23 protein-coding genes and 1 riboswitch are annotated in these 26,759 nt (G+C 70.6%); of the genes, 12 read left to right on the forward strand and 11 right to left on the reverse strand.

Annotated elements, in window-relative coordinates; all coding sequences use genetic code 11:
* Positions 1 to 5 precede the first annotated feature (5 nt).
* From MKK54_RS09555 to MKK54_RS09580, 6 genes are all read right to left on the reverse strand, one after another.
* Entirely contained in the window at positions 6 to 2,321 is a 2,316-nt protein-coding gene (locus MKK54_RS09555; protein ID WP_244010555.1) for a response regulator, read from the reverse strand.
* Positions 2,322 to 2,440: 119 nt separating this feature from the next.
* Positions 2,441 to 4,114 (reverse strand): methyl-accepting chemotaxis protein, encoded by a 1,674-nt coding sequence (locus MKK54_RS09560; protein ID WP_244010556.1) that lies wholly within the window; start codon positions 4,112 to 4,114, stop codon positions 2,441 to 2,443.
* Positions 4,115 to 4,177: 63 nt separating this feature from the next.
* Positions 4,178 to 4,717 (reverse strand): chemotaxis protein CheW, encoded by a 540-nt coding sequence (locus MKK54_RS09565; RefSeq protein ID WP_244010621.1) that lies wholly within the window; start codon positions 4,715 to 4,717, stop codon positions 4,178 to 4,180.
* 5 nt (positions 4,718 to 4,722) lie between these two features.
* Positions 4,723 to 6,189: a CheR family methyltransferase gene (locus tag MKK54_RS09570; protein ID WP_244010557.1), complete on the reverse strand. Its 1,467-nt coding sequence runs from the start codon at positions 6,187 to 6,189 to the stop codon at positions 4,723 to 4,725.
* Positions 6,190 to 6,218: 29 nt separating this feature from the next.
* The gene (locus MKK54_RS09575) at positions 6,219 to 6,713 is read right to left on the reverse strand and encodes a chemotaxis protein CheW (protein WP_244010622.1); all 495 of its coding nucleotides are present in this window, start codon (positions 6,711 to 6,713) and stop codon (positions 6,219 to 6,221) included.
* Positions 6,714 to 6,831: 118 nt separating this feature from the next.
* On the reverse strand, positions 6,832 to 7,032 hold the full coding sequence (locus MKK54_RS09580; protein ID WP_244010558.1) for a hypothetical protein: 201 nt from the start codon (positions 7,030 to 7,032) through the stop codon (positions 6,832 to 6,834).
* 166 nt (positions 7,033 to 7,198) lie between these two features.
* Between MKK54_RS09580 and MKK54_RS09585 the strand changes: the two genes are divergently transcribed.
* The 6 genes from MKK54_RS09585 (at position 7,199) to MKK54_RS09610 (ending at position 12,820) form a co-directional block, all read left to right on the forward strand.
* Positions 7,199 to 8,974 carry an acetolactate synthase 3 large subunit gene (locus MKK54_RS09585; RefSeq protein ID WP_244010559.1) on the forward strand — a complete coding sequence of 592 codons (1,776 nt, stop codon included), beginning with the start codon at positions 7,199 to 7,201 and terminating at the stop codon, positions 8,972 to 8,974.
* Between the two features lie 113 nt (positions 8,975 to 9,087).
* On the forward strand, positions 9,088 to 9,630 hold the full coding sequence (gene ilvN, locus MKK54_RS09590) for an acetolactate synthase small subunit (RefSeq protein WP_244010560.1): 543 nt from the start codon (positions 9,088 to 9,090) through the stop codon (positions 9,628 to 9,630).
* 55 nt (positions 9,631 to 9,685) lie between these two features.
* On the forward strand, positions 9,686 to 10,027 hold the full coding sequence (locus MKK54_RS09595) for a MazF family transcriptional regulator (protein ID WP_244010561.1): 342 nt from the start codon (positions 9,686 to 9,688) through the stop codon (positions 10,025 to 10,027).
* A gap of 83 nt (positions 10,028 to 10,110) precedes the next feature.
* Positions 10,111 to 10,749 carry a glutathione S-transferase family protein gene (locus MKK54_RS09600; RefSeq protein ID WP_244010562.1) on the forward strand — a complete coding sequence of 213 codons (639 nt, stop codon included), beginning with the start codon at positions 10,111 to 10,113 and terminating at the stop codon, positions 10,747 to 10,749.
* Between the two features lie 98 nt (positions 10,750 to 10,847).
* On the forward strand, positions 10,848 to 11,915 hold the full coding sequence (gene ilvC / locus MKK54_RS09605) for a ketol-acid reductoisomerase (protein WP_279597274.1): 1,068 nt from the start codon (positions 10,848 to 10,850) through the stop codon (positions 11,913 to 11,915).
* A gap of 251 nt (positions 11,916 to 12,166) precedes the next feature.
* Positions 12,167 to 12,820 carry a pyridoxamine 5'-phosphate oxidase family protein gene (locus MKK54_RS09610; protein ID WP_244010563.1) on the forward strand — a complete coding sequence of 218 codons (654 nt, stop codon included), beginning with the start codon at positions 12,167 to 12,169 and terminating at the stop codon, positions 12,818 to 12,820.
* Positions 12,821 to 12,865: 45 nt separating this feature from the next.
* Here the strand turns inward: MKK54_RS09610 and trpS are convergent, their stop codons facing one another.
* Complete coding sequence (trpS, locus tag MKK54_RS09615; RefSeq protein ID WP_244010564.1) at positions 12,866 to 13,933, reverse strand: tryptophan--tRNA ligase; 1,068 nt, start codon at positions 13,931 to 13,933, stop codon at positions 12,866 to 12,868.
* Positions 13,934 to 14,051: 118 nt separating this feature from the next.
* Positions 14,052 to 14,843, reverse strand: a complete 792-nt coding sequence (gene nth / locus MKK54_RS09620) for an endonuclease III domain-containing protein (RefSeq protein ID WP_244010565.1) — start codon at positions 14,841 to 14,843, stop codon at positions 14,052 to 14,054.
* A 258-nt stretch (positions 14,844 to 15,101) separates the two neighbouring features.
* Positions 15,102 to 15,209: riboswitch (glycine riboswitch) on the forward strand.
* A 51-nt stretch (positions 15,210 to 15,260) separates the two neighbouring features.
* Here nth and gcvT point away from each other — a divergent pair.
* The 3 genes from gcvT (at position 15,261) to gcvP (ending at position 19,760) form a co-directional block, all read left to right on the forward strand.
* Entirely contained in the window at positions 15,261 to 16,391 is a 1,131-nt protein-coding gene (gene gcvT / locus MKK54_RS09625) for a glycine cleavage system aminomethyltransferase GcvT (protein ID WP_244010566.1), read from the forward strand.
* A 76-nt stretch (positions 16,392 to 16,467) separates the two neighbouring features.
* Complete coding sequence (gene gcvH, locus MKK54_RS09630; protein WP_244010567.1) at positions 16,468 to 16,830, forward strand: glycine cleavage system protein GcvH; 363 nt, start codon at positions 16,468 to 16,470, stop codon at positions 16,828 to 16,830.
* Positions 16,831 to 16,913: 83 nt separating this feature from the next.
* Entirely contained in the window at positions 16,914 to 19,760 is a 2,847-nt protein-coding gene (gene gcvP / locus MKK54_RS09635) for an aminomethyl-transferring glycine dehydrogenase (RefSeq protein WP_244010568.1), read from the forward strand.
* 104 nt (positions 19,761 to 19,864) lie between these two features.
* Here gcvP and MKK54_RS09640 read toward each other — a convergent pair whose 3' ends face one another.
* Positions 19,865 to 21,001, reverse strand: coding sequence for an L-talarate/galactarate dehydratase (locus tag MKK54_RS09640; RefSeq protein ID WP_244010569.1), 1,137 nt, complete (start codon positions 20,999 to 21,001; stop codon positions 19,865 to 19,867).
* Between the two features lie 166 nt (positions 21,002 to 21,167).
* A complete protein-coding gene (locus MKK54_RS09645) occupies positions 21,168 to 22,541 on the reverse strand; it encodes an MFS transporter (protein WP_244010570.1) in 1,374 nt (457 codons plus the stop codon).
* A gap of 228 nt (positions 22,542 to 22,769) precedes the next feature.
* On the opposite strand from MKK54_RS09645, the gene MKK54_RS09650 reads away from it, so the two are divergent.
* Positions 22,770 to 23,282 (forward strand): methylated-DNA--[protein]-cysteine S-methyltransferase, encoded by a 513-nt coding sequence (locus tag MKK54_RS09650; RefSeq protein WP_244010571.1) that lies wholly within the window; start codon positions 22,770 to 22,772, stop codon positions 23,280 to 23,282.
* Between the two features lie 260 nt (positions 23,283 to 23,542).
* On the opposite strand, the gene MKK54_RS09655 is transcribed toward MKK54_RS09650, so the two are convergent.
* Entirely contained in the window at positions 23,543 to 24,256 is a 714-nt protein-coding gene (locus MKK54_RS09655; RefSeq protein WP_244010572.1) for a GyrI-like domain-containing protein, read from the reverse strand.
* 243 nt (positions 24,257 to 24,499) lie between these two features.
* On the opposite strand from MKK54_RS09655, the gene dapF reads away from it, so the two are divergent.
* Together dapF and mtaB are read left to right on the forward strand one after the other, a co-directional pair.
* A complete protein-coding gene (gene dapF, locus MKK54_RS09660; RefSeq protein ID WP_244010573.1) occupies positions 24,500 to 25,438 on the forward strand; it encodes a diaminopimelate epimerase in 939 nt (312 codons plus the stop codon).
* A gap of 1 nt (position 25,439) precedes the next feature.
* Positions 25,440 to 26,729: a tRNA (N(6)-L-threonylcarbamoyladenosine(37)-C(2))-methylthiotransferase MtaB gene (mtaB, locus tag MKK54_RS09665; protein ID WP_244010574.1), complete on the forward strand. Its 1,290-nt coding sequence runs from the start codon at positions 25,440 to 25,442 to the stop codon at positions 26,727 to 26,729.
* Positions 26,730 to 26,759 lie beyond the last annotated feature (30 nt).

Consider the following 26,759-nt stretch of genomic DNA (forward strand, 5'->3'; position numbering starts at 1 on the left):
TCCGTTCACAACAATTGCCCGATAGTGTCGAGGAGCTGGCGCTGGTCGAAAGTCTGCTTGGTCAGGTAGGCGTCGGCGCCGAGTTCGAGGCCGCGCGCCACGTCGTCGGCATCCCCCCGCGAGGTCATCAGGATGATCGGCAGGCGGGCGAAGGCCTCCTCGCCGCGCAACGCCTTCACGAGGCCGAATCCGTCGAGACGAGGCATCTCCACGTCGGCGACCACGAGGTCCACGGGCTCGATGCCCGCCCGCAGGCGGTCGAGGGCGTCCTGGCCGTCGACGCAGACCACGACACGGTACCCGGCCGCTTCCAAGATGCCCTTCTCCAAAGTCCGGGTCGTGATCGAATCGTCCACGACGAGGATCGTCGAACGTGGCGCCTGCGCGATCGTTCCGCGCGGATCCCCGGGGTGTCGCGCCGCAATGGTCCCGGTGTCCCCGGCACGCCCCGCGAGGCTGTCGGCACGCCCCGCGAGGCTATCGACACGCCCCGCGAGGCCATCGGCATCCAGCACCAGGGCCGGCCGGTCGCCCGGGAGGATCACGGTTCCGGCGATGAGGCGCGCGTCGGTCCCGATCGGCGGCGCGGGCAGGACGCGCAGGGTGCGCACGTCCGAGAGCGCATCGACCGTCAGGATGCAGCGGCGACCCGGAGCCCGCAGCAGGATCGCCGGCCGTGTCCGGCCCGGCTCGGGCGCGGCGGCCGCCACCCCGAGAACGCTCGCGAGGTCCAGGACCGGCACGGTGGCGGACGCGCCGTCGATCTCGAGGCGCGTGACGGTGCGGCCCATCACCGAGGCGATGTCCTCGGCGCCGAGGCGCAGCAGGCGCTCTGCCGAGGCGCTCGGCAGGGCATAGGTGACGCCGCCCGCCTCCACGAGCAGCATCGCCCGGTGCGCGGCCGAGAGCGGCAGGTTCATGACGAGTTCGGTGCCGAAGCGCGCGCGCGGCGCCAGCCGCACCGTGCCGCCGAGGCGGCGCGCGGCATCGGCCACCACGGAAAGGCCGATGCCGCGTCCCGACAGGGTGTCGACGGAGGACGCGGTGGAGAAGCCGGGCTCGAACACCAGCGCGAGGAGCGCTTCGGCCCCCGGATCGTCCGCTTCGGGCGCGAGCAGGCCCCGCCGCCGCGCGGTCGCGGCGATGGCGGCCAGGTCGGGGCCGCGCCCGTCATCGTGGACGCCGATCACCAGGCGCCCGCCCCGCACCTCCACGTCGAGGCCGATGGCCAGGGCGCTCGGCTTGCCCTGGCGCTGGCGTGCCTCGGGGGCATCGGCCCCGTGGCTGAGGGCGTTGCGCAGGGCGTGCAGCACCGGGTCCTTGAGCACCTGGAGCATCGCCCGGTCGACCGGCAGTTCGAGCCCGCGCGCCGTCACGGCGATCTCGCGTCCGGCATCGCGGGCGAGGTCGCGCAGGGCGCGCGGGAAGCCGCCGAAAGCGGTCTCGGCCGGGACGAGGGCGAGGCGCTCGGCCTCGCCCGTGACCCGTGTCATCGCACCCTCGACGCTGGAGGCGAGGGCGCCGCGCATCCGGGAGACCTCGGCGGCGTCCCGCGACAGGGCGAGGAGACCGGCCTCGAGCGCGCGCCACTCGGTCTCCGCGCGGGGCCCGACCTCCGACACGCCGGGCTTCCGGCGTCCGGGCGCCCCGGTGCCGCGCAGGCGCTCGGCGAGGCGGGCGAGTTCGGCGGCCCGGCGCGCGAGACGGCCGAGGCCGTCGGCCACCAGGGCTTCGCCCCCGAGGGCACTGGCGAGTTCGTGGGTGGCGCGGGTCAGCGCCTCGATCGCATCCGCCGGAACGCGCAGGAGCGCCTGCTGGCCGTCCGTGGGCCCGTCCGTCGGCGTGGGCCTGCCGGATTCCGGCTTGGCGGGCGCCGACGCCTCCGGAAGCGGGGGAGGGGAAAGAGGAGAGGGAGGAGGCGTTGCGGGCGCCGCATCGGGTCGGGCGGCCGGGTCGAGGGTCCCGTCCAGGGCCGCGAGAGCGTCGTCCGGCATCGCGGGCCCGGCCCCGTCGGTGAGCCCGGCGACGTAGGCCTCGATCCGGTCGAGGGCGAGATGGACGGCGGAGGTCTCGGCCCGCGACAGGGCGGAATCCTGGGACACGACGCGTTCGAACAAGGCTTCCAGGCGATGCGCCACCGCCTCGACCGCCGGCAGATCGACGGCCCGCGAAGCCCCCTTCAGGCTGTGCGCCCGCCGGAAGATGTCGTTCCAGTCCGGCGCGGATTCGGCCGCGCCGCCGGCGAGCGCCGTCCGGATCGCATCGATATGCTCGCGGTGCTCGACCTCGAAGGCCGCGAGAAGAAGCTGGCGGATGTCCATCCCGACTCAGGGCCGTCCCTGACTTAGGCCGGTTTCCCAACCTTCGAAAGTTCCGGCAAGCCTCTCGTTAACCATGTTCTTTTCCCGCTGCTCAAGTGCCTTCGACGGCAGGAAACGCATCAGTGCCGATAGCGCTCGGCCAGGGTCATCAGGGCCTGCGCCAGCTCGGTGAGGTTGGCCGAGGCCGCCTCGACCTCGCGGGTTCCGGCCGCCGTCTGCTGGCTCGCCTGCCGGATGTTCTGGAGGGCGCCCATCACCTGTTCGATGCCGAGCTGCTGCTGGTTCGTGGAGGCGACGATCTGCTGGAAGGTCTGCACGCTCTCCTCGACCCGCGCGGTGATCTCCTCGATGGTCCGCTGCGTCGTATCGGAGCGGGCCTTGCCGGCGGCGGCGCGCTTGACCGCCTCTTCCGTCAGCATGACCGAGGTGTTGATGCCGCGCTGGATCTCGCCGAGGATGGTGCGGACCTGCCCCGTGGCGGCCTTGGCCTGATCGGCGAGGAGCTTCATCTCGGAGGCGACCACCGCGAAGCTGCGCCCGCTCTCGCCGGCCGCCGCCGCCTCGATCGCGGCGTTGAGGGCCAGGAGATGCGTGCGCTCCGAGATGTCGTTGACGGTGGTGATGATGTCGCCGATCGCCTGCGTCTTCTCCGAGAGGGCGACGATGTTTCCGGCCACGGCTTCGGCCTGTTCGCGGATCGACTCCATGGCGCGCGCCGTGTCGGCCACGGCCCGCAGGCCGGCGCGGGAGGTCTGCGCGGTCGACTGGGCGGTGGCGATGACCTCGCCGGCCCGCTTGCCGATCTGCGCGCCCGAATGGGTGATCTCGTCGACGGTGGCGGCCGTCTCCTGCACGGCGGCGAACTGCTCCTCGACGCTGGCGGCCTGCTCCTGCGCGGAGGCGCGGATCTCGGCCGCCGCCGCGTTGAGGTCGGACGTGGCGGCGCGGTTGGTGCGAGCGAGGTCGGCGAGGCCGGCCACCATGCCGTTGAGGGCGCGGCCGAGGCGGGCGATCTCGTCGTGGCCGCGTATGTCGACGGTCCGGGAGAGGTCGCCCGCTCCGACGCGCTCGGCAAAGTCCATCACCGCTTCGAGCGGACGCACCACCGCCCGGCTGATGACGAAGGTGATGAGGAGACTGAGCGCCACGGCCGCCGCCAGGGTCAGCCCGATCGAGATCCGGCTGCGCTCGTAGAGGTCGGCGACGCCGCGCTGTCCGGCGGTGATGTTCTCGTCGAGGGTGTCCCGCGCCCGGGCGATTCCCGTCACCGTCGCCTCGTAGAGGCGGGAGACCTCCTCGTTGCGGCTCTCGACGCCCATCACGTCGGCGGCGGCGTTGGCGTTGAGCTGCGCCTCGCTGCCGTCCCGGTAGCGGTGATAGATCTCGAAGGCGGCGGTGAGCGTCGTGTGCATCCGGTCCCAGGCCATGCCCCGGTCCTGGGAGACCGCGCGGGTCCTGTAATCGGCGGCCTCCTGCAGCAGCTCCTTGTAGAGAGCCTCCGTGGAGGAGGCCGTGCGGCGCCAGATCGCGAAGGTGTCCTCATCCTTCACCGTGTTCCCTTGCGCCTTCATGAGCGTCGCGATGACGGCGTTGCGGCGCAGGATGCCCATGTCGCGCGCCCTGTTTCCCAGTTCGTCGAGCTGGCGCATCACGGTGAGGTCGCGGGCGACGATGGCGTCGGTGGTGTCCCGTACCGAGCCGATCTGTCCGAGGGCGTAGATGCCGAGCGCCAGGATCACCAGGATGATGGCGACGAAGCCGAGGAGGATGCGTTTTCCGATCGAGATCGACACTGCTGGCTCAAGGCTCCGCGAAACGGCCGTGACCCGGGGCGCGCACAGCCCCGGATCCCGGCCTCAGGAGAAGTATCGCCGCACGAGGCGCGGCAGGTCGACGACGACGAACCCGGATTCGGCGCCGGGTCCGGCGCCCGCCGGGGCATAGCCCGAAACCGCCTCCGCGCTCAAACCGGCATCGCTGTACGCCGTATCGAGCGCCGCATCGGGGATTTCGGCCACGCCGACGACCCGGTCGACCGCGAGGGCCACCGGGATCGTGGCCCCCCGCACCAGGACCACGTGCCCGGCCGCGTGGTCGGCGTCCGCCGACCGGCCGAGGGCGCGGGCCAGGGCGAGCAGGCTGACGACGCGGCCCGAGAGGGCGATGAGGCCGAGGATCGCCGGCGGCGCACCGGGCAGGGGGGTCGGCACCCGGCCCGGCAGCACCTGCGCCACTTGGCCCAGGGCGAGGCCGAACCGGTCGGCGCCGCAGGCGCAGACGAGGTAGGATCGCGCCGCCGCGGCCGCCGTCGCGGCGTGCCCCCGCCGGGCGAGCGCCCGCGTGCGCTCCTCGCGCAGGGCGTCGGGCGTCGAGGCCCGACCAACGCCGGCCCGCATCTGGGTCACGGGACATCTCCTGTCAGCCCGGCGCGGGCGAGGGCGGCGCTGCGCGCGAGTTCGCGCGGCCCGAGCCCATCGCCCTCCGCCACCACCGCGTCCGGTGCCAGGGCTTGGGCGAGGCGGACCGCATTGTCCAGGGCCCGCGCGGCCTCCCCGCGCCGGCCGAGGCCGAGCATGAGCAGGCCCAGTTGATAATGGGCCATCACGAAGTCCCGGTCGAGGTAGAGCGCGCCGCGCAGGGCCCGTTCGGCCTCGGGCTCCCGACCCAGGCTGTGGGCGAGCAGCCCGTCGTAGTAGTGCAGGGCGGGATCGGTCGGCGCCGCGCGGATCGCGAGGCGTAAGGCTCGCCACGCCTCGGCCGTCTCGCCGGCATCGGCCAGCGCGCGAATGCTCGCGAGGCTCGTCACGGGATCGATGGGCGCGGGCTCGTCCGCACCGGCCCGGCCAGGGTCCGGTCCCCCCGGAATGGGATCGGCGGATGCGGGAGCGTGTCGCGGAACCGGAACCGGAACCGGCGCGAGCTCGGCGAGCGGCGCGATGACGGATTCGGGCCGCCAGACCGGGAGCGCCGGGACCGGCTCGGCCGCGCCCGGCGGGCGGTATGCGACGGTGCCGGGCAGATTGACCGGATCGAGCATCGCGGCGATGGCCGGGTTCGGCTCGGCGTGACCGATGAGCAGCCAGCCCTCGGGGCGCAGGCGCCTGCCGAGCCCGCGCACGATGCCGAGCACCACGTCCGCCTCGAAGTAGATGAGCACGTTGCGGCACAGGATGAGGTCGAACTCCGCCGGGGCGGGCGCGGCGCGACCGTCGACGAGGTCCATGAGATTGCGCCGCTCGAAGCGCACCATCCGGCGGAATTCCGGGCGCAGCGCATAGGTGCCGTCGCGGCCGGCACCGGCCACGGGTGCCCCGGGCACGAAGTAGCGCAGGCGCTCGCCCGGCGGCAGGGTGCGCAGGGCCCAGCGGCCGTAGATCCCCGCCCGGGCCGTCTCGAGCGCCGTGGCGCTGATGTCGGTGCCGAGGATCGAGACCCGCCAATCGGACAAATCCGCGCCGAGGAGTTCGTGCAGCAGGATGGCGATCGAGTAGGGCTCCGCCCCCGTGGAGCAGCCCGCGCTCCAGATTTTCAGCCCGCGTTCCGTCGCGCGGGCGGCGATCAGCGCGGGCAGGATCGTCGCGCGCAGGGCCGCGAACTGCTCGGCGTAGCGGAAGAAGAACGTCTCGCCGATGGTGATCTCGGCCTCGAGCGCGGCCCATTCCGGCCCGCCCGCGATCCGGTCGTCCAGGAGGGCGCCGTAGGCGGTGGAATCCGCAAGGCCATTGGCCCGGAAGCGCTTGCGCAGCCGGTCGAACAGCAGGTCGTCCTTGTCGGCGTAATAGTGGTGCCCGGTGCGGGCGATGATCCGCGCCTTGAGCGCCGGGAAGCCCGGATCGACCTGCGGGCCGGAACGCGGCGGGCGGCTCATGCCGACGGCATCCTCGCGGCGCGCGGCGGTCAGGCGGCGGGCAGCGCGGCGAGGCGCGTCGCCGCCGCATCGGTCAGGGCGGACAGGCGGGTGCGCTCCTCCACCGTGAGGAGTTGCGGCAGGCCCAGCACGTGGACCAGGGTGTCTGCGCGCGCGATCTCCGAAACCACGCAGCCGTTGAGGGTCCGCTCCGCCGAAACCGGGCGGAGCGCCGAGGCCTCGACCACGAACAGGTTCTCGACCCTGTCGACCAGGAAGCCCGTCGTGCCCTCGGCATCGAGCAGGATGTGCCGGTAGGGATCGTCGGCGCCCGGTGCCGCCACGAGGCGCAGGCCGAGGAGCCGGGCGAGATCGACCACCGGCACCGGAACGCCTCCGAGATTGAGGAATCCCGCCAGGAATCCGCCGCTCCCCGGCGGCGCGTGCAGGTCCGGCAGCGGCAGGATCTCGCTCACCGACGACCGCGCCAGCGCACAGGCGACGCCCGCGACGTCGAGGAGGAGGAAGGCTTCGGTCTCGGGCAGGGCCGGATGTCCTCGCGGGCGGGAGACGGTGCGATCGGCGACCTTTCGCCCTCGTCGGCCTAGATAGGACGAGGATGCGCGACCGGGCAAACGCGAATGCGGGCCGGCGACGGGGCGATCAGGCCGGGCGGACGCCATCGCGACGGCGATGCGAGGTCCGGCCTGTGGCCGGACCGGCGATATTGCACGCCTGGACCGCGTTCCCGGCGTTGACCGGGGATGCGCGCTTCGCTAAGACACGCGACACGATTTTCGACTCGTCCGGTGCAAGCCGCGTCGGCCGGGCGAACAGGATCGAGATTTCACCGATGCGTGCCATCCTTATCGTAACGGAAGCGCCACTGACGGGGCGGGCCTGACACCAGGGTCCGCGATCCGGATGGTGGCGCATGCAGGGTCCCTCGGGGCCCTTTTTTATTGCCGCGACGAGCCGACGACACGAACAGCACGCACGAGTTTCGCACGAGTTTCGAAGGAGCAGGACGATGGGCGGCGAGGTCATGACCGGGGCCGAAATGGTCATCCGGGCGTTTCAGGATCAGGGTGTCGACACGCTGTTCGGGTATCCGGGCGGGGCGGTGCTGCCGATCTACGACGCGCTCTTCCACCAGGAGACCCTGAAGCACATCCTCGTGCGCCACGAGCAGGGGGCCGTCCACGCGGCGGAGGGCTATGCCCGCTCGTCGGGCAAGGTCGGCTGCGTCCTCGTCACCTCGGGGCCGGGCGCCACCAACATCATCACGGGCCTGACCGACGCGCTGCTGGACTCGATCCCGCTCGTCTGCATCACCGGACAGGTTCCGACGCACCTCATCGGCACCGACGCGTTCCAGGAATGCGACACGGTCGGCATCACGCGCCACTGCACGAAGCACAACTACCTCGTCAAATCGATCGCGGACCTGCCGCGCATCCTGCACGAGGCGTTCTACGTCGCCGCCCACGGCCGTCCCGGCCCGGTCGTCATCGACCTGCCGAAGGACATCCAGTTCGCGAGCGGCGTCTACGAGCGGCCCACGCGCAACGGCCACAAGACCTACAAGCCCGCCTTCAAGGGCGACGCGGCCCAGATCCAGGCCGCCGTCGAACTGATGGCCTCCGCGCGCCGGCCGATCCTCTATACCGGCGGCGGCGTCATCAATGCCGGTCCGCACGCCTCGGCCCTGCTGCGCAGGCTCGCCGCCGAGACGGGCTTTCCCGTCACCTCGACCCTGATGGGCCTGGGCGCCTTCCCGGCCTCGGACGAGAAGTTCCTGGGCATGCTCGGCATGCACGGTACCTACGAGGCCAACCTCGCGATGCATGATTGCGACGTCATGGTCTGCATCGGCGCGCGCTTCGACGACCGCATCACCGGGCGCCTCGACGCCTTCGCGCCGTTCTCCAAGAAGATCCACGTCGACATCGACGCCTCCTCGATCAACAAGGTCGTCAAGGTCGATGTCGGGATCGTGGGCGATTGCGGCTCGGTGCTGGAGGACATGCTCGCCGCCTGGAAGGCGCTGCCGCGCCAGCCGGACAAGGCCCGCCTGGACGATTGGTGGACCAAGATCCAGGCCTGGAAGGCCCGCGACTGCCTCGCCTACTGGCCGTCCGGCACGATCATCAAGCCGCAATATGCGGTGCAGCGCCTCTACGAGGCCTGCAAGGACCGGGAGACCTACGTCACCACGGAGGTCGGCCAGCACCAGATGTGGGCGGCGCAGTACTTCAAGTTCGACGAGCCGAACCGCTGGATGACGTCGGGCGGCCTCGGGACCATGGGCTACGGCCTGCCGGCGGCCATCGGCACGCAGCTCGCCCATCCGGACGGACTCGTCATCGACATCGCCGGCGAAGCCTCGATCCTGATGAACATGCAGGAGCTGTCCACGGCGGTGCAGTACCGCCTGCCGGTCAAGATCTTCATCCTGAACAACGAGTACATGGGCATGGTGCGCCAGTGGCAGGAGCTGCTGCACGGCTCGCGCTACTCGCAGAGCTACTCCGAGAGCCTGCCGGACTTCGTCAAGCTGGCGGAGGCCTACGGCGCCAAGGGCATCCGCTGCGAGAAGCCCGGCGACCTCGACGCGGCGATCCGGGAGATGCTCGACTACGACGGCCCGGTCGTCTTCGATTGCGTCGTCGACAAGAAGGAGAACTGCTTCCCGATGATCCCGTCGGGCAAGGCGCACAACGAGATGCTGCTGTCCGACTATCTCGGCGAGACCGGGGTCGAGATCGGCGACGTCATCTCCGAAGAAGGCAAGATGCTGGTCTGAGCCGCGAGGCGCGTCCGGGCCGGGCGGTTCCTCGCCCGGCCCATCCTTCATCCATCGGGCCCCGACCGGGCCACCCACGACACGCCATCGCAGACGCAGATCCGGGGCACGCCATGAACGCCATGAACACGCACTATCCCGACGCCACCAAGATCGAGCCGATCAACCGGCACACCCTGGCGGTGATCGTCGACAACGAGCCCGGCGTGCTCGCCCGCATCTCGGGCATGTTCTCCGGCCGAGGCTACAACATCGAGAGCCTGACGGTGTCGGAGACCGAGGTGGCGCGCCACCTCTCGCGCATCACCATCGTCACCGCCGGCACCGACGCGGTGATCCAGCAGATCAAGGCGCAGCTCGACCGCCTCGTGCCCGTCCACCGGGTCGTCGACCTCACGCTCCAGGGCAAGGCCCTCGAGCGCGAGCTCTGCCTCGTCAAGGTGGCGGGCACCGGCGAGCACCGCACCGAATCCCTCACCCTCGCGGCCGCCTTCGGCGCCAAGACGCTCGATGCCACGCTGAACTCGTTCGTGTTCGAGGTGACCGGCACCACGGAGGAGATCGACCGCTTCATCGGCCTGATGACGGTGATCGGCCTCGTCGAGATCTCCCGCACCGGCATCGCCGCCATGGGGCGGGGCGCGGAAGCGATGTGAGGCTTTTTCACGCGACCTCGCCATGATGGGGATGGTCGGCGACGGGGGCTGAGGAATGGAAGCCAAGCTGGAGCGAGCCGGGTCCGACTATGCCGTCCGACTGTCGGCGGACGACGTTCGGGCGCTCGGATTGTCGGAAGGCCAGACCGTCGAAGTTCTGCCGAAGGGTGGGCCCGGCGTCGGTTCGGATGCCGCATCACCCTGCCGGAGCCTTCGGTTCGTGAACGGGCTGCCGGTCTTCACCATGGCTGAGATGGTCGCGGAGGCACAGCGGCTGGGTCCGGCCTTCGAGCCTCCGACCGTGGATTGGGGGCCCGACCGGGGTTCCGAGATCATCGATGACGACGACCCACTCGGCTCGATCGATCGGGACACCCGAATCCCCCGCTCCCTCTGATTCGTGCCGGACGATGTCCTCGCCGAAGTTCGTGGAAAGTTCGCCACGCCGATCGGCATCTCTTGGAATGGCCTCGTAACCCCATGACCACCCTCTACTACGCGCCCGGCGCCTGCTCGCTGGCCTCCCACATCGCCCTGGAGGAGACCGGCGCGGCCTTCGAGACCGTGCGGCTCGATCTCGCCAAGGGCGACCAGCGCGCGGCGGAGTATCTCGCCGTCAACGAGCGCGGCCGCGTGCCGGCCCTGGTGGAGGAGGGCTGGGTCCTCACCGAGAACACGGCGATCCTGCGCCACGTCGCGCGCACGCATCCGGACGCCTCCCTCTGGCCCGAGGATGCCCGCACGCAGGCGCGGGCCGACGAATGGCTCGCCTGGCTCTCCACGAACCATCACATCGCCTACGCCCATGTCCGGCGGCCCGAGCGCTACACCACCGACGAGGACGCCTATCCGGCCATTGGCGCCAAGGGCGCGGATACCTGCGGCGACCTCTTCACCATGACCGACGTGAAGCTCGCGGGCGGCGGCTGGGCGCTCGGCGACCGCTACAGCGTGGTCGATCCCTACCTGCTCCTGTTCTGGACCTGGGGCCGCGGCCCGGCCCTCGGGTTCGACATGGCCGAGCGCTTTCCCCACTGGACCGCGCATGCCCGTGCCATGGCGGCGCGTCCCGCGGTACAGGCGGTCTTCGCCCGCGAAGGCCTCCGGCTGCCCGCGTGAGCCTCGTGGGACGCGGTCCGATGACGATTCCCCTTTCGTCAAGGGACACGTCTCGTTAAAAGCCGCCGGATCGCACGGCCGCGCGGATGCTGTTTCAGATGAGGGCGCCGGGGCGCACTCATGTTCAAAAAAGAGAAGGTACCGCCATGCGGGTCTATTACGATCGTGACGCCGACCTCAACCTGATCAAGGGCAAGAAGGTCGTCATCGTCGGCTACGGCAGCCAGGGCCACGCCCACGCGCTGAACCTGCGCGATTCCGGCGTGAAGGGCATCGTCATCGCCCTGCGCGAGGGCTCGGCCACCGCCAAGAAGGCGGAGCACGAGGGCTTCACGGTGATGAACGTCGCCGACGCCGCCAAGCAGGCCGACGTCGTCATGATGCTCACCCCCGACGAGCTGCAGGGCGACATCTACAAGGAGTCCCTCGAGCCGAACATGAAGCAGGGCGCCGCCCTCCTGTTCGCCCACGGCCTCAACGTGCACTTCAACCTGATCGAGCCCCGCAAGGACCTCGACGTGCTCATGGTCGCCCCGAAGGGCCCCGGCCACACCGTGCGCGGCGAGTACCTCAAGGGCGGCGGCGTGCCGACCCTCATCGCCATCGCGCAGGACGCGTCGGGCAACGCCCACGACCTCGGCCTGTCCTACGCCTCGGCCAATGGCGGGGGACGTGCCGGCATCATCGAGACCACCTTCAAGGAAGAGTGCGAGACCGACCTGTTCGGCGAGCAGGCCGTGCTCTGCGGCGGCCTCGTCGAGCTGATCAAGGCCGGCTTCGAGACCCTGGTCGAGGGCGGCTACGCCCCCGAGATGGCCTATTTCGAGTGCCTGCACGAGGTGAAGCTCATCGTCGACCTCATCTACGAGGGCGGCATCGCCAACATGAACTACTCGATCTCGAACACGGCCGAGTACGGCGAGTACGTCACCGGACCCCGCATCGTCACGCCGGAGACCAAGGCCGAGATGAAGCGCGTCCTCAACGACATCCAGTCGGGCAAGTTCACCCGCGATTGGATGCTCGAGAACAAGGTCGGCCAGACCTCGTTCAAGGCCACCCGCGCCAAGCTCGCCGCCCACCCGATCGAGGAAGTCGGCGCCAAGCTGCGCGGCATGATGCCGTGGATCTCCGAGAAGGCCCTCGTCGACAAGGCGAAGAACTGATCTGAAATCGGGCGGCCGGTTTTGCCCGGCCGCCGGCGGATGAAGCCGGCGTCGCGAAAGCGGCGCCGGCTTTTTCGTGCCGGCCGCCGCGCGGATGCGGGACATCGCGGAAAAATGAGGCGCGAGGGCGGTGTCTTTCGGCGACGCCGATCCCCGTCCGGCCTCTGCGCTGTTGTGATCCCGGCGAAATCCGGTGATGGTCGCCGGCAACGGCCGCCCACCTGAGAGCGGCCGAAACCGGGAGGACATTCATGGCATCGCTCTACCACGATGCGCATCGCGCGCTTCAGGAGGAGTTCAACACCGTCAAGCTCGCCGAGCGCCTGGACACGGGCTGGGTGCAGGACAGGATCGGCGAGAACGAGGCCGCCTTCATCGGCAGCCGGGACATGTTCTTCCTCTCCACGGTCGATCCGGACGGCATGCCCACCGTCTCCTACAAGGGCGGCAGCCCCGGCTTCGTGAAGGTGCTCGACGGCGGCACGCTGGTGTTCCCGGGCTTCGACGGCAACGGCATGTGGTACTCGATGGGCAACATCGAGGGGCAGTCCAAGGTCGGCCTGCTGTTCATCGACTTCGAGACCCCGCATCGGGTCCGCGTCCAGGGCCATGCCCGGATGCTGCGCGACGATCCCCTGATGGCCGAATACACCGAGGCCAAGTATCTCGTGCGCGTGGAAGTCACCAAGGCCTGGGTCAACTGCCCGCGCTACATCCACAAGTACCAGAAGGTGGCGCAGAACCGGTACGTGCCGACCCCCGAGAAGGAGACGCCGCTCGCCCTCTGGAAGCGCCTCGACATGGTCGGCGACGTGATCTCGGAGGAGGACAAGGCTCGGGTGGAGAAGGAAGGCCGGATCGAACTGCCGGAATACGAGGCCCGCGTCGCGCGCGGCGAAAGCTGAGCCTACGGGCGCCCTCACCCGCGAGCGGGCGAGGGTCGTGTCGTCTCACACCATCGTCAGGCGCGGCCCGCGCCGGACGAAGCCGACGATGTCCTTGACGGCGTCGAGGGTCGGGGCCGCGATGGCCTCGGCCCGCTCGGCGCCGTCCGCCAGCACCGCGTCGATCTCGGCCGGATCGGCCACGAGGCGCTTCATCTCGGCGCCCAGCGGCGCCAGGGTCTCGACGGCGAGTTCGACGAGAGCCCCCTTGAATTGCGAGAACTGCGCGCCGCCGTAATCGCGCAGCACGTCCTCGCGCGAGACGTCCTTCAGCGCCGCGAAGATGCCCACGAGGTTGTCGGCCTCGGGCCGCCCGCCGAGCCCCGCCACCTCGGAGGGGAGGGCGTCCGGGTCGGTCTTGGCCTTGCGCACCTTGGCGGCGATGACGTCGGCATCGTCCGTGAGGTTGATGCGCGAATTGTCGGAGGCATCCGATTTCGACATCTTCTTGGTGCCGTCGCGCAAACTCATGACGCGTGCCGCCGGCCCGCCGATCAGCGGCTCGGTGACGGGAAAGAAGCCGGCCCCTTCGTCGTGCCCATGGGCGGCGATCGACTGCGAAAAATCGTTGTTGAACTTCTGGGCGATGTCGCGGGTCAGTTCGAGGTGCTGCTTCTGGTCCTCGCCCACGGGCACGTGGGTGGCCCGGTAGGCCAGGATGTCGGCGGCCATCAGTACGGGATAGGCGTAGAGCCCGATGCTCGCGTTCTCGCGGTCCTTGCCGGCCTTGTCCTTGAACTGGGTCATGCGGTTGAGCCAGCCCAGACGCGCGACGCAGTTGAAGATCCAGGCGAGTTGCGCGTGCTGGGGCACCTGGCTCTGGTTGAAGACAATGCTGCGCTTCGGATCGATGCCGGCGGCCAGGAACGCGGCGGTGACCTCGCGGATCTGGCCCTTGAGGGCGGCCGGGTCCTGCCACAGGGTGATCGCGTGCAGGTCGACCACGCAGTACAGGCATTGCGCGTCGCGCGCCTGCATCTCCACGAAGCGCTTGATGGCGCCGAGGTAATTGCCGAGATGCAGGTTCCCGGTCGGCTGCACGCCCGAGAACACCAGTTCCTTGAACGCGGTCATCGCGCGTGGTCCCCGTGCGGATTGTGATGAGACGGGCAGCGCGAAGCCGCACCACCGAGCGCCGGTTTCTGGACGCCGCGCAGGAGACGGTCAAGGCTCGCCGATCAGGGCGCCTCCATCAGGGCTCGCGAATCGCGCCGCCCGCGACCATGCGCGCCTGCCCCTTGGGGCAGAGGTCGAGGAGGACGCAGCGCCCGCAAGACGGATTGCGGTGGTGGCAGACCTGCTGCCCGTGCAGCATCAGCACCTCGTGATTGTCGTAGAGGGCTTGCGCGCTCCAATCCTCCGGCAATTGGGCTCGCAGGACCGGATGAGCCGGGCCGACATCGATGCGCGGACCGATCAGCCCGGTGCGCTCGGCCACCCGGTGGTGGTGGCTGTCCACCGGCAGGGCCGGCATCCGCAGGACGCTGAACGAGAGCACCGCCGCGCTGGTCTTGGGCCCGACGCCGGGGATCGCCTCCAGCCAGGCCCGTGCCTCTCCGACCGCCATGTCCCGCAGGAAGTCGAGGTCGAGGCTGCCGTGGCGCAGCTTCACGGCGGACAGGATCGCCTGAAGGCGCGGCGCCTTCAGTTCCGGCCAGGTCACGCCCGCGATCGCCGCCTCGATCTCGGCGACGGGGGCCGACAGCATCGCCTCCCAATCGGGATAGCGCGCCCGCAGCGCCTTGAAGGCGCGCCCCGAATCCGCGTTGCGGGTCCGGTGGGACAGGAGCGAGGAGACGAGTTCGCTCAACGGATCGAGGCTGTGGAAATACGGGATCGGACAGCCGTAGACCGGGCAGAGGCGCGCGTGGATCGCCAGCGCCTTGTCGCTCAGGGCCGGGTCGGCGGCGGCCGGCTCGGGCTTTGAGGGTCGGGTCCGGCGGGGGCGGGGGCCGGCGAGGTCGTGCCCGGGTGCGATCGGCATGACGGAGGAATCCGCGCCGCGTCGCGCGGGTTCCCCTTCAGGATGCGGCGGCCCGGCGGCGGATGACGGATCGGCGCAAGCGTAAAGCCCCGCGGCCCGAACCCGCCTTGCATGATGCGGTGCCGTGTGGAACCCTGGTCTTGTCAGCAATGACGATACGGGAGAGCCCAGGCCGAGGGTTTCGCGCGACGAACCCCTCGAACCATGGCGCCGACGGAGCAACCACCCCCGGAAACTCTCAGGCACAATCACCGTATCGTTGGACAATCTGGAGAGAGGCGCCGACGGCGTCCACCGAAGGAGAAATCCTGAGCCGTCCAGGCGGCTCGGGAGAAGCTCTCAGGTAACCGCGACAGATGGGGGCAGCCGGAAACGCATCGATGCGCGTCCGGACGTGTTCTGTCGTGGAGTGATCCGATGTCCCAAGATGCTGCCCGCACGCCCCTCTACGCCCTGCACCAGCGCCACGGCGCCCGCATGGTCCCGTTCGCGGGCTACGCCATGCCGGTGCAATACTCGGCGGGCCTGCTGAAGGAACACCTGCACACGCGGGAAGCGGCCGGCCTGTTCGACGTGTCGCATATGGGCCAGATCCGGCTGACCCCGCGCTCGGGCGACGTCGCCGACGCGGCCCGCGCCCTCGAGACCCTCCTGCCCATCGACGTGCTCGGTCTCAAGCCGGGCCGCCAGCGCTACGGGCTGCTCCTCGACGAGACCGGGGGCATCCGCGACGACCTGATGGTCGCCCATTGCGGCGACGGGTTCCTCCTTGTGGTCAACGCCGCCAACAAGGCGGCCGACGCCGACATTCTGCGCGCGTACCTCTCCGACATCTGCGCGGTGACGGTGCTGGCGCGCGCCCTCGTCGCCCTTCAGGGGCCGGGCGCGGAGGCGGTGCTGGCCCGGCTCGCGCCCGAGGTCGCGGGGATGCGCTTCATGGACGTGCGGACCCTCGACCTCGCCGGAGCCTCGGCCATCGTCACCCGCTCCGGCTATACCGGCGAGGACGGCTTCGAGATCTCGGTGCCCGAGGACCGGGCGGAGACCCTGGCCGAGGCGCTGCTGGCGGATCCCGCCGTGCTGCCGATCGGGCTCGGCGCCCGCGATTCCCTGCGCCTCGAAGCGGGCCTGTGCCTGCACGGCAACGACATCGATCCCGGCACCGACCCGGTGGAGGCCGGATTGTCCTGGGCGATCCCGTCCGTGCGGCGGCGCGGCGGCGCCCGCGCCGGCGGCTTCCCGGGGGCCGCGCGCATCCTCGACGCCCTGGAGGCCGGCCCGTCGCGCAAGCGCGTCGGCCTGCGTCCCGAGGGGCCGGCCCCCGTGCGGGCCGGCGCGCCTCTCTTCGCCGACGCGTCCGGCGAGGCCGTCGGCCGCGTCACCTCGGGCGGCTTCGGGCCGAGCCTGCAGGCGCCGGTCGCCATGGGCTACTTGCCCGCCGCGCTCGCCGCGCCCGGCACCCGCGTGTTCGCGGAGGTGCGCGGCCAGCGCCTGCCCGTCGCTGTCTCGGCGCTGCCCTTCGTTCCGGCGGTCTTCAAGCGCGCCTGAACCGACTTGTGCTTTCGGCAACAAGACCTGCCCCTTCGGTAACAAGACCTGCCCCTTCATCAACCAGGAGAGAACGATGCGGAAGTTCACGGACGAGCACGAGTGGCTGGATTGCGCCGGTGACGTCGCCACGGTGGGCATCACCACCCATGCCGCCGAGCAGCTCGGCGACCTCGTCTTCATCGAGCTGCCGAAGGTCGGCGCGAAGCTGACCAAGGGCGCGGCGGCGGCCGTAGTGGAGTCGGTGAAGGCGGCCTCCGACGTCTACGCGCCGGTCTCCGGCGAGGTCACGGAGGTGAACGCGGCGGCGGTGGCCGATCCGTCCAGCGTCGGCGCCGACCCGCAGGGGGCCGGCTGGCTCTATCGCATCCGCCTCGACGATCCCGCCAGCCTCGACGGGCTGATGGACGAGGCGGCCTACGCAGCCTTCGCGAAGTAGCGCGAACACGACCCTTCCCCCTCCGCAGGGGGAGGAACGCGCCCGAGGCGCATGCGACTTGTTTCGATCCCGATGAGGCTCCGATGCCCCAAGACCGCTACGACCCCTACGACTTCGCCAACCGCCGCCACAGCGGCCCGACGACGCAGGAAATCGATGCGATGCTCGGCGTCGTGGGCGCGGACAGCCTGCACGCCCTGATGGACGAGACCCTGCCGGCCGACATCCGGCAGGCGGAGCGCCTGGATTTCGGAACCGCCATGACCGAGCGCCGGGTCATCGAGCACATGCGCGGCATCGCCGACCGGAACCGCCTCCTCGTCTCGCTGATCGGGCAGGGCTACCACGGCACCACGATGCCGCCGGTGATCCAGCGCAACATCTTCGAGAACCCGGCCTGGTACACGGCCTACTCGCCCTACCAGCCCGAGATCAGCCAGGGCCGTCTCGAGGCGCTCCTGAACTTCCAGACCCTGGTCTGCGACCTCACCGGCCTCGACATCGCCAACGCCTCGCTGCTGGACGAGGCCACTGCCGCCGCCGAGGCCATGGGCATGGCCCGGCGCGTCGCCGGCAACGGCCGGGACGCCTTCTTCGTCGATGCCGAGTGCCTGCCCCAGACCATCGCGGTGCTGAAGACCCGCGCCGCGCCGCTGGGCTGGCGCATCGTGGTCGGCGATCCGGCCACCGATCTCGACCCGGCCGGGGTCTTCGGCGCGATCTTCCAGTATCCCGGCGTCTGCGGCGGCATCCGCGACCTGACGCAGGCCATCGCCGACTTGCACGCCGCCGGCGCGGTCGCGGTGGTGGCGGCCGACCCGCTGGCGCTGACGCTCCTCAAATCGCCGGGCGAGATGGGGGCCGACATCGCCATCGGCTCGATGCAGCGCTACGGCGTGCCGATGGGCTATGGCGGCCCGCACGCCGCCTACATGGCGACCCGCGACGCCCACAAGCGCACCCTGCCGGGCCGCCTCGTCGGCGTCTCGGTGGATGCGCGCGGCAACCGCGCCTACCGCCTCGCGCTCCAGACCCGCGAGCAGCACATCCGCCGCGAGAAGGCGACCTCGAACATCTGCACCGCGCAGGTGCTGCTCGCGGTCATCGCCGGCATGTACGCGGTCTTCCACGGCCCGCGCGGGCTCAAGGCCATCGCGGCCCGCGTCCACCGCGACGCGGTGCGGCTCGCGGGCGGCCTGGAGACGCTCGGTTTCACGGTCGAATCCGCGCATTTCTTCGACACCGTCACGGTGAAGGTGGGGGCGTTCCAGGGCGTGATCCTCGGACAGGCGGTCGCCAACGGCGTCAACCTGCGCAAGGTCGGCGACGACCGGATCGGCATCACGGTGGACGAGCGCACCCGGCCCGACATCCTCCAGGCAGTGTGGAGCGCCTTCGGAGGCGCGCACCTCGCCTATGACGAGGCCTGGCCCGAGGCCCGCCTGCCCGAGGGGCTGGTGCGGACCTCCGAGTACCTCACCCACCCGATCTTCCACATGAACCGGGCCGAGAGCGAGATGACGCGCTACATGCGCCGGCTCAGCGACCGCGACCTGGCGCTGGACCGGGCGATGATCCCGCTCGGCTCCTGCACGATGAAGCTCAACGCCACGGCCGAGATGCTGCCGGTCTCCTGGCCGGAATTCGCCGAGATCCACCCCTTCGTGCCGGTGGATCAGGCTCAGGGCTATCAGGCCCTCATCGGCGATCTCTCCGAAAAACTCTGCGCCATCACCGGCTACGACGCGATCTCGATGCAGCCGAATTCGGGCGCGCAGGGCGAATATGCGGGGCTGCTGGCGATCCGGGCCTACCACCTCTCGCGGGGCGAGGCGCACCGGACGGTCTGCCTCATCCCGTCCTCGGCCCACGGCACCAACCCGGCCTCGGCCCAGATGTGCGGCATGAGCGTCGTCGTGGTCGGCGCCGACGCGCAGGGCAACGTCGACCTCGCGGATTTCCGCGAGAAGGCCGACCTGCACGGCGAGACCCTCGCGGCCTGCATGATCACCTATCCGTCGACGCACGGCGTCTTCGAGGTGCAGGTGCGGGAGATCTGCGACATCGTCCACGGCCATGGCGGGCAGGTCTATCTCGACGGCGCCAACCTGAACGCCCTCGTGGGTCTGGCCCGGCCCGGCGACATCGGCGCCGACGTCAGCCACCTCAACCTGCACAAGACCTTCTGCATCCCGCACGGGGGCGGCGGCCCGGGCATGGGCCCGATCGGCGTCAAGGCGCACCTGATCCCGTTCCTGCCCTCCGATCCCCGCACGGGCGAGGCGGGCGCGGTCTCGGCCGCGCCCTACGGCTCGGCCTCGATCCTGCCGATCTCCTGGAGCTACTGCCTGCTGATGGGCGGGCGCGGCCTGACCCAGGCGACCCGCATCGCCATCCTCAACGCCAACTACATCGCGGCCCGCCTCGGCGGTGCCTATCCGGTGCTGTATTCCGGCGCCCGGGGACGCGTGGCGCACGAGTGCATCATCGACGTGCGGCCGTTCCAGAAGAGCGCCGGCATCACCGTCGACGACATCGCCAAGCGGCTGATCGATTGCGGCTTCCACCCGCCGACCATGTCCTGGCCGGTGGCCGGCACCCTGATGATCGAGCCCACCGAATCCGAGACCAAGGGCGAGATCGACCGCTTCTGCGACGCCATGCTGGCGATCCGGGAGGAGATCCGCGCCATCGAGGAGGGGCGGATGGACAGGGCGAACAATCCCCTCAAGCACGCGCCGCACACGGTGCGCGACCTCGTCGGCACGTGGGAGCGCCCGTATTCGCGGGAAGCCGCCTGCTTCCCCTCGGGCAGCCTCGGGATGGACAAGTACTGGCCCCCGATCAACCGGGTCGACAACGCCTACGGCGACCGCAACCTCGTCTGCGCCTGCCCGCCGGTGGATGCCTACAGCGAGGCGGCCGAGTAGGGACGCTCCGGCCGCTTGGCCTCCCCGTCCGGGGGAGGCCAAGCGGGTGGCCCGCGCGCGGGGTCGGACCCGAACCTTGGAGCCCGGTCGCGCCGGGGCGCCGCTCAGCCCAGGCTGCCGAATCCGGCGGTCTCGCGGGTCCAGGCGAGGGCCTGCTCGCTCAGGCTGATTCCGAGGCCGGGCCGCGTCGGCACGAGCATGCGCCCGTCCTTCAGGTCCAGGCGCTCGTTGAACAGGGGCTCCAGCCACTCGAAATGCTCGACCCAGGGCTCGCGCTGCATCGCCGCGGCCAGATGAATGTGCAACTCCATCGAGAAGTGCGGCGCGATCGTCATGCCCGCATGCTCGGCCAGGGTCGCGACCTTGAGGAAGGGCGTGATGCCGCCGACGCGCGGCGCGTCCGGCATCAGGAAGTCGGCCCCGTTCTGGCGGATGAAGTCCCAGTGCTCGGACACGCTGGTCAGCATCTCGCCGGTCGCGATCGGGGTATCGAGCGCCGCCGCCAGGGCCGCGTGGCCCGCCGCGTCGTAGCAATCGAGGGGTTCCTCGATCCAGATCAGGTTGAAGCGCTCGAAGATGCGGCCCATGCGCATGGCCGTCGGCCGGTCCCATTGCTGGTTGGCGTCGACCATCAGCGGGAACGCGTCGCCGAGATGTTCGCGCACCCGGGACACCCGCTCGATGTCGAGGGCCCAGTCCGGCTGCCCGACCTTCAGCTTGATGCCGCCGATGCCCCGCTCGCGGGAACGGTCCGTGTTGACGAGCAGTTCGTCGAGCGGCGTGTGCAGGAAGCCCCCGGAGGTGTTGTAGCAGCGCACCGAATCGCGCTGCGCGCCGAGGAGCTTGGCGAGCGAGAGGCCGGCCCGCTTGCCCTTGAGGTCCCACAGCGCCACGTCGAAGGCGCCGATGGCCTGCACGGCGAGGCCGCTGCGGCCGACGGAGGCGCCGGCCCAGGCCAGCTTGTCCCAGGCCTTGCCGATATCGCTCGGGTCCTCGCCGAGGAGGGCGGGGGCGATCTCGCGGGCATGAGCGAACTGACCGGGGCCGCCGGCCCGCTTCGAGTAGCTGATGCCGAGGCCGCGATGCCCCGCGCTGGTCTCGACCTCGCAGAACAGGATCGCGATCTCGGTCATCGGCTTCTGGCGGCCGGTGAGCACCTTGGCGTCGCTGATCGGGTTCTTCAGCGGCAGGTAGACGGAGCGCAGCCGGATGCCGGTGACTGTCTCGTGCGTGTCGACCATCGTCATCTCCAGGGGTTTCGGATGTTTCGCGTGCGTGGATCGGCCGAGCCGCGGCGCGTCCGGCTTCGAAGTGTCGTGGTCTCGGTGTCTCGTGCGGGCGCCTCGAACCGAATCCGGTTGCTCCCTTCGGGATGGCGGATTCGGGGATGGCGGATTCGGGCTTCGCTCAGGCGCCGCGCGTCGAACCGAGCCCCGCCGGCAGGGGCGTCGCGGCGGGGGCCGGCGCGGGCTCGGAGCCCGGCTCCACCTCCAGGCGCCGCAGCGGCCCGACGATGACGAGGTAGGAGAACGCGCCGACGAGGGCGACGAAGCCGATATAGACCAGCGCGAGGTCGAACGAGCCCATCTCCTTGACGATGATGCCGATGGCCAGGGGCGTGACGATGCTGGCGATGTTTCCGCAGAAGTTGAACACGCCGCCGCTGACGCCCATGATCTGCTTCGGGGAAACGTCGCCGACGATGCACCAGCCGAGATTGCCGATGCCCTTGGCGAAGAACGCCACGCTCATCACCACGATCACGAAGACGTCGGAGCGGACGTAGTTCGCCAGGACGATGCTGCTCGAGAACAGCAGGCCGGTGATGATGGGCAGCTTGCGCGCCACGGTCAGGCTGTAGCCGCGCCGCAGCATCCAATCCGACCAGACGCCGCCGGCGAGCCCGCCGAGGAAGCCGCAGATCGCCGGGATGGCCGCGACGAGGCCGACCTTGAGGATCGACATGCCCCGCGCTTCGAGCAGGTAGGTCGGGAACCAGGTCAGGAAGAACCAGGTGATCGTCGTGAGGCAGAACTGGCCGATATAGATGCCGACCATCATCCGGTTGGTGACCAGGGCCTTGACCTCGGACCAGCGGATGCGGTCGCGCTTGTCGCCCATGTTCGGCAGGCCGCCGCCGGCCTCGATGTAGTCGATCTCGGCTTGGTTCACGCGGCCGTGCTGGCGCGGTTCGTGAACGTAGACGAGCCAGACGAAGCCCAGCACGATGCCGACGCCGCCGGCCCAGAAGAAGATCGCCTGCCAGCTATGGGCGTGGAGGATGTAGGTCATCACCGGCGTGAAGACCGCGAGCGCGAAGTATTGCGCCGACTGGAAGATCGAGGTCGCGAAGGCGCGCTCCTTCGTGGGGAACCACATCACGGTCAGGCGGCTGTTGGCCGGGAAGGCCGGCGATTCCGCGATGCCCATGAGGAAGCGCAGGCCGAAGAGCGCCAAGAAGGTGAACGAGACGAGGTGGACCAGACCCTGCATCATCGTGAAGGCCGACCACAGGATCAGGCCGATGCCGTAGACGAGCCGGGCACCGTACTTGTCGAGGATCCAGCCGCCGGGAATCTGCATGGCGGTGTAGGCCCAGCCGAACGCCGAGAAGGCGAGGCCCATCGTGATCGCGTCGAAGCCGAATTCGGCCCGCATGGCGGACGCGGCGACCGACAGGGTGGCGCGGTCGACGTAGTTGAACGTGGTGGCCAGAAAAATCAGCGTCAGAATGACGTACCTGATATTCGTCCTGCGCGGGCCAAGCTCGGCTTGAGACATGACATTCCTCCGGTGGGGCAAGCCATTCTCGCGAGGGACAGACCTCGCGGCGGCCTTTTGCCACCGCCCGTCATGAGGCAGCAGGATAATGCCGTCCAAGCCTATTCCTGAATTGATCGATACCGAATCTGGAATGATCGTTCGTCGGGCCAGCCCGCCGCTCACGGGCGACCACCCGCCGCGATCGTCCTCGCACCGGCCATGCGAGTCCGGTGAAGAGGAGCGGTCGTGACCGGGACGCGCTACACGATCCTGCCCAGCCCCATCGGCCCGCTCGTCCTCGCGGGCACGGACGAACGGCTCGCCTGCATCGGCTTCCCCTCCGGAAAGGGCGCGGTGACGCCGGGGGCGGACTGGCTTCGGGACGATGCGGCCTTCGTGGAGGCGCGGGATCAGCTCGGCGCCTATTTCGAGGGGCGCCTCACCCGGTTCGACCTCGCGCTGGCCCCGCGCGGCACGCCGTTCCAGCGCGAGGTCTGGCGGGCGCTCACCGACATTCCGCCGGGCACGACGATCTCCTACGGCGAACTCGCCCGCCGGATCGGGCGCCCGAGCGCCAGCCGGGCGGTGGGCGCGGCCAACGGCGCCAATCCCCTGCCCATCGTGGTGCCCTGCCACCGGGTCATCGGCGCCGGCGGCGCCCTGACGGGCTTTGCCGGCGGGCTCGACACGAAGCGCTTCCTGCTCGCGCTGGAACGGGGCGGCTCCTGCGCGGAACCCGCGCAGGGCTGCCTGCTATGAGATCGCCCGGGCGCCGCGCACGTCGCGCCTGGTTCTTGGGCCACCATCGAGGGGTATCCCGGTCCTCGTCCTCGACGCGTGGGCGGCCGAGCAGGATCCGACGGTCCGGCGCCTGTTCTGCACGCGGCCCCTGATCGTCCTCGGCCACGACGACCGCGACTTCGACGCGGCGGACCGCGTGATCCACCTCCGGGACGGCCTGATCCGCGACGTCTCTTCGGAAGAAACCGCCGCGGAGGCGGTGCCGGCCTGACCGCGCCCTATTTCGGCAGCGCGTAGATGTTCACGTCGAGCTTCTCGTCCGCCTTGTCGTTGAGGTCGGTGACGTATTCCTCGATGAACCGGTCCTGCACCACCACGTCCTTGGCATCGAGATAGGCCGTCAGGGTCTCGTAGGTGCCGTCGATCTCGTCGTAGGAGCCCTTGTGCGGGAAGCGCAGGGCCCGGCCGCTCGGCGTGGTGCCGAAGCGCAGGCCGTCGCTCTCGGCGGGTTTGGGGTCCGGCATCGCGGCGATCGGGATCATGGCGTCGTACTGGAAGCCGTCGTCGTCGGTCTTGGCGAAGACCGCGATCGGGCGCCCGACCGGCTGGATGCCGGCCTTGGCGAGGTCCGCCTCGATCCGCTGGAAGGCCGCCTTGAGGCTCGGCACCGCCTCCTCCCACTTCGCCCGTCCGGCCAGGATCGCGGCGGGCTTGGCCGGCAGCGAGACCTCGTCGACGTCGTTGGCGTCGCCCGGCGTCGCCACCAGGGTCTGGCGGGCAGCGGCCGGCGGCGTGGCCGGGGAGGGCGCGGCGCCGGCCTGCGCGGGCACCGGAATGTCCGCCGTTCCTGGCGTCTTCGGGTCCGGGTTGGTGGTGGTCGGCAGCGGGTTCGCCACGGCCGGCGGCGTCGGTTGAGCGAAGGCCGGGGGCGCGGCGCAGGCGACCGAGAGAGCGAAGCACCCGGCGAGCAGCGTGAAACGAGTGCGGGTCAAGGCGGGAGCTCCGGAAGGTCGCTGAGCCGGATCGTCGAATCGGACGAATCCCGGCCATCCGCCATAAGGTAGTGGCGATGGCACGGGCCGGCGAGACGCACCGCGTGCCGGCCCGCACGAAGCGCGCCGGGCGCGGCGCTTCTGCAACGCAGCCGGGCGTCGCGGCCCCCGTGCGCGCGGCGGCGCTTTGGCCTATAGCGGCGGCCAGAGCGAACCGACGACGCGGAGGAGAGACAGGGCGGCATGAGCGAGCTTGCGCATCGACGCTTCCTGAAGATGCACGGCGCCGGCAACCGGATCGTGGTGCTGGACCTGCGCGGCACCGCCGTGCGGGTCGGGGCCGCGGAGGCGCGCGCCATCGCGGCCTATCCGCGCTCGGCCTTCGATCAGCTCATGGTGATCCACGATGCCCGCACGCCCGGCACCGACGCGAGCCTGCGCATCTACAACACCGACGGCTCGGAGGCCGGCGCCTGCGGCAACGGCACGCGCTGCGTCGCCTACGCGATGCTCGACGACCCGGCCATGGCGCGCCCCGCCGAGAGCGGCCGGCTGACCCTGGAGACGGCCGGCGGCCTCGTCGGCGTCAAGCGCGAGGCCGAACGCTCCTTCACCGTCGACATGGGCCGGCCGAAACTCGCCTGGGACGAGATCCCGCTGGCCGAGCCGTTCCAGGACACGCGTCGGATCGAACTCCAGATCGGCCCCATCGACGATCCGGTGCTGCACTCGCCGGGGGCGGTCAGCATGGGCAACCCGCACGCGGTCTTCTTCGTCGCGCGCGACCCCGACGGCTACGACCTCGCCCGCATCGGGCCGATGCTGGAGAACCATCCGATCTTTCCCGAGCGCGCCAACATCTCGGTCGCGCAGGTGCTCGGGCCGGACCGGATCAAGCTGCGGGTCTGGGAGCGCGGCGCCGGGCTGACGCTCGCCTGCGGCACCGCCGCCTGCGCCACGGTGGTGGCGGCCTCGCGCCTGCGGATGATCGGCCGGAGCGCCGCCGTGAGCCTGCCCGGCGGCGACCTCGCCATCGAGTGGCGCGCCGACGACCATGTGCTGATGACCGGCCCGGTGGCCCTCGAATGGGACGGCACCCTCCCGCCGGACATCTTTTCGCAGACAGACACTTCGCAGGCGGACACTTCGCGGGCAGGCACTTCGCGGGAAGGCACCGCCTGACATGGCGGTCGAGACCCTGACCTTCGGCTGCCGCCTCAACACCGTCGAGTCGGAGGTGATGCGCGGGCACGCCGAAGCGGGACTTGCCCAAGCGGGACTCGCCGACCGCGACCTCGTCATCGTGAACACCTGCACGGTCACGGCGGAGGCCGGGCGCCAGGCCCGCAAGGCGATCCGCCGTCTCGCCCGCGAGCGGCCGGGGGCCGAAATCGTGGTGACGGGCTGCGGCGCGCAGGTCGAGACCGCCGACTACGCCGCGATGCCGGAGGTGGCGCGCCTCGTCGGCAACGACGCCAAGGGCCGAGCCGAGACCTGGGACGCGAAGGCCTGGGACGAGAAGACCTGGACCATAGAGGGCGCGCCGTCGTCGCGAGCCCGGGTCGACGACATCATGGCCGTGCGGGAGGCCGCCCCGACCCGGATCGCCGGCATCGCGGGGCACACCCGTGCCTTCGTTCCGGTGCAGAACGGCTGCGACCATCGCTGCACCTTCTGCGTGATCCCGTTCGGGCGCGGCAATTCCCGCTCCGTGGCGGTGAGCGACGTGATCGATCAGATCGCCCACATCGTCGAGCGGGGCGGGCGCGAGGTGGTGCTCACCGGCGTCGACCTCACCGCCTATGGCCGCGATCTCCCGGCGCCGTCGAGCCTCGGCCGGCTGGTCCGGGCGATCCTGGCGCGGGTGCCCGGCCTCGGCCGCCTGCGCCTCTCCTCCATCGATTCCATCGAGGCCGACGACGCCCTGATGGAGGCCATTGCCGATGAAAAGCGGCTGATGCCGCATTTCCATCTCTCGCTCCAGGCGGGCGACGACCTGATCCTGAAGCGGATGAAGCGGCGCCACGCCCGCGCCGACGCGATCCGGTTCTGCGAGGCCGTGCGGGCCCTGCGCCCCCATGCGGTCTTCGGCGCCGACCTCATCGCGGGCTTTCCCACCGAGACCGAGGCGCAGTTCGCCCGCTCCCTCGACCTCGTGGCCGCCTGCGGCCTGACGCACCTGCACGTCTTCCCCTACTCGGCGCGCCCCGGCACCCCGGCCGCGCGGATGCCGCCGGTGCCCGGCGAGATCGTGCGGGACCGCGCCGCCCGCCTGCGCGCGGCCGGCGCCTCGGCCCTGGAGGCCCACCTGGCGGGGGAGGTCGGCCGGCCCCACCGCGTGCTCACCGAGCGCGGCGGCATGGGCCGGACCGAGGGGTTCACGCCCGTGCGACTGTCACCGGACCAGCCGGCGGGCGTGTTTCGCGACGTCACGATCGCCGGGCATGACGGGCGCGTGCTGATCGCCGCGTGAGTCCCGTTCGCGGACGCGAGAGACGAGACA

This window comes from Methylobacterium sp. J-068, assembly GCF_022829445.1.
GTDB lineage: Bacteria > Pseudomonadota > Alphaproteobacteria > Rhizobiales > Beijerinckiaceae > Methylobacterium.

Excerpts from the sequence above, each read along its gene's own strand:
- nth (WP_244010565.1), bottom strand. The coding sequence starts at position 14,843 with ATGCCGATCGCACCCGGGCACGACCTCGCCGGCCCCCGCCCCCGCCGG.
- gcvH (WP_244010567.1), top strand. The coding sequence starts at position 16,468 with ATGCGGAAGTTCACGGACGAGCACGAGTGGCTGGATTGCGCCGGTGAC.
- MKK54_RS09585 (WP_244010559.1), top strand. The coding sequence starts at position 7,199 with ATGGGCGGCGAGGTCATGACCGGGGCCGAAATGGTCATCCGGGCGTTT.
- MKK54_RS09580 (WP_244010558.1), bottom strand. The coding sequence starts at position 7,032 with ATGGCACGCATCGGTGAAATCTCGATCCTGTTCGCCCGGCCGACGCGG.
- MKK54_RS09565 (WP_244010621.1), bottom strand. The coding sequence starts at position 4,717 with ATGCGGGCCGGCGTTGGTCGGGCCTCGACGCCCGACGCCCTGCGCGAG.
- MKK54_RS09640 (WP_244010569.1), bottom strand. The coding sequence starts at position 21,001 with ATGGTCGACACGCACGAGACAGTCACCGGCATCCGGCTGCGCTCCGTC.
- dapF (WP_244010573.1), top strand. The coding sequence starts at position 24,500 with ATGAGCGAGCTTGCGCATCGACGCTTCCTGAAGATGCACGGCGCCGGC.
- MKK54_RS09595 (WP_244010561.1), top strand. The coding sequence starts at position 9,686 with ATGGAAGCCAAGCTGGAGCGAGCCGGGTCCGACTATGCCGTCCGACTG.
- ilvN (WP_244010560.1), top strand. The coding sequence starts at position 9,088 with ATGAACGCCATGAACACGCACTATCCCGACGCCACCAAGATCGAGCCG.
- gcvP (WP_244010568.1), top strand. The coding sequence starts at position 16,914 with ATGCCCCAAGACCGCTACGACCCCTACGACTTCGCCAACCGCCGCCAC.
- ilvC (WP_279597274.1), top strand. The coding sequence starts at position 10,848 with ATGAGGGCGCCGGGGCGCACTCATGTTCAAAAAAGAGAAGGTACCGCC.
- mtaB (WP_244010574.1), top strand. The coding sequence starts at position 25,440 with ATGGCGGTCGAGACCCTGACCTTCGGCTGCCGCCTCAACACCGTCGAG.
- MKK54_RS09645 (WP_244010570.1), bottom strand. The coding sequence starts at position 22,541 with ATGTCTCAAGCCGAGCTTGGCCCGCGCAGGACGAATATCAGGTACGTC.
- trpS (WP_244010564.1), bottom strand. The coding sequence starts at position 13,933 with ATGACCGCGTTCAAGGAACTGGTGTTCTCGGGCGTGCAGCCGACCGGG.
- MKK54_RS09570 (WP_244010557.1), bottom strand. The coding sequence starts at position 6,189 with ATGAGCCGCCCGCCGCGTTCCGGCCCGCAGGTCGATCCGGGCTTCCCG.
- MKK54_RS09600 (WP_244010562.1), top strand. The coding sequence starts at position 10,111 with ATGACCACCCTCTACTACGCGCCCGGCGCCTGCTCGCTGGCCTCCCAC.
- MKK54_RS09610 (WP_244010563.1), top strand. The coding sequence starts at position 12,167 with ATGGCATCGCTCTACCACGATGCGCATCGCGCGCTTCAGGAGGAGTTC.
- MKK54_RS09555 (WP_244010555.1), bottom strand. The coding sequence starts at position 2,321 with ATGGACATCCGCCAGCTTCTTCTCGCGGCCTTCGAGGTCGAGCACCGC.
- gcvT (WP_244010566.1), top strand. The coding sequence starts at position 15,261 with ATGTCCCAAGATGCTGCCCGCACGCCCCTCTACGCCCTGCACCAGCGC.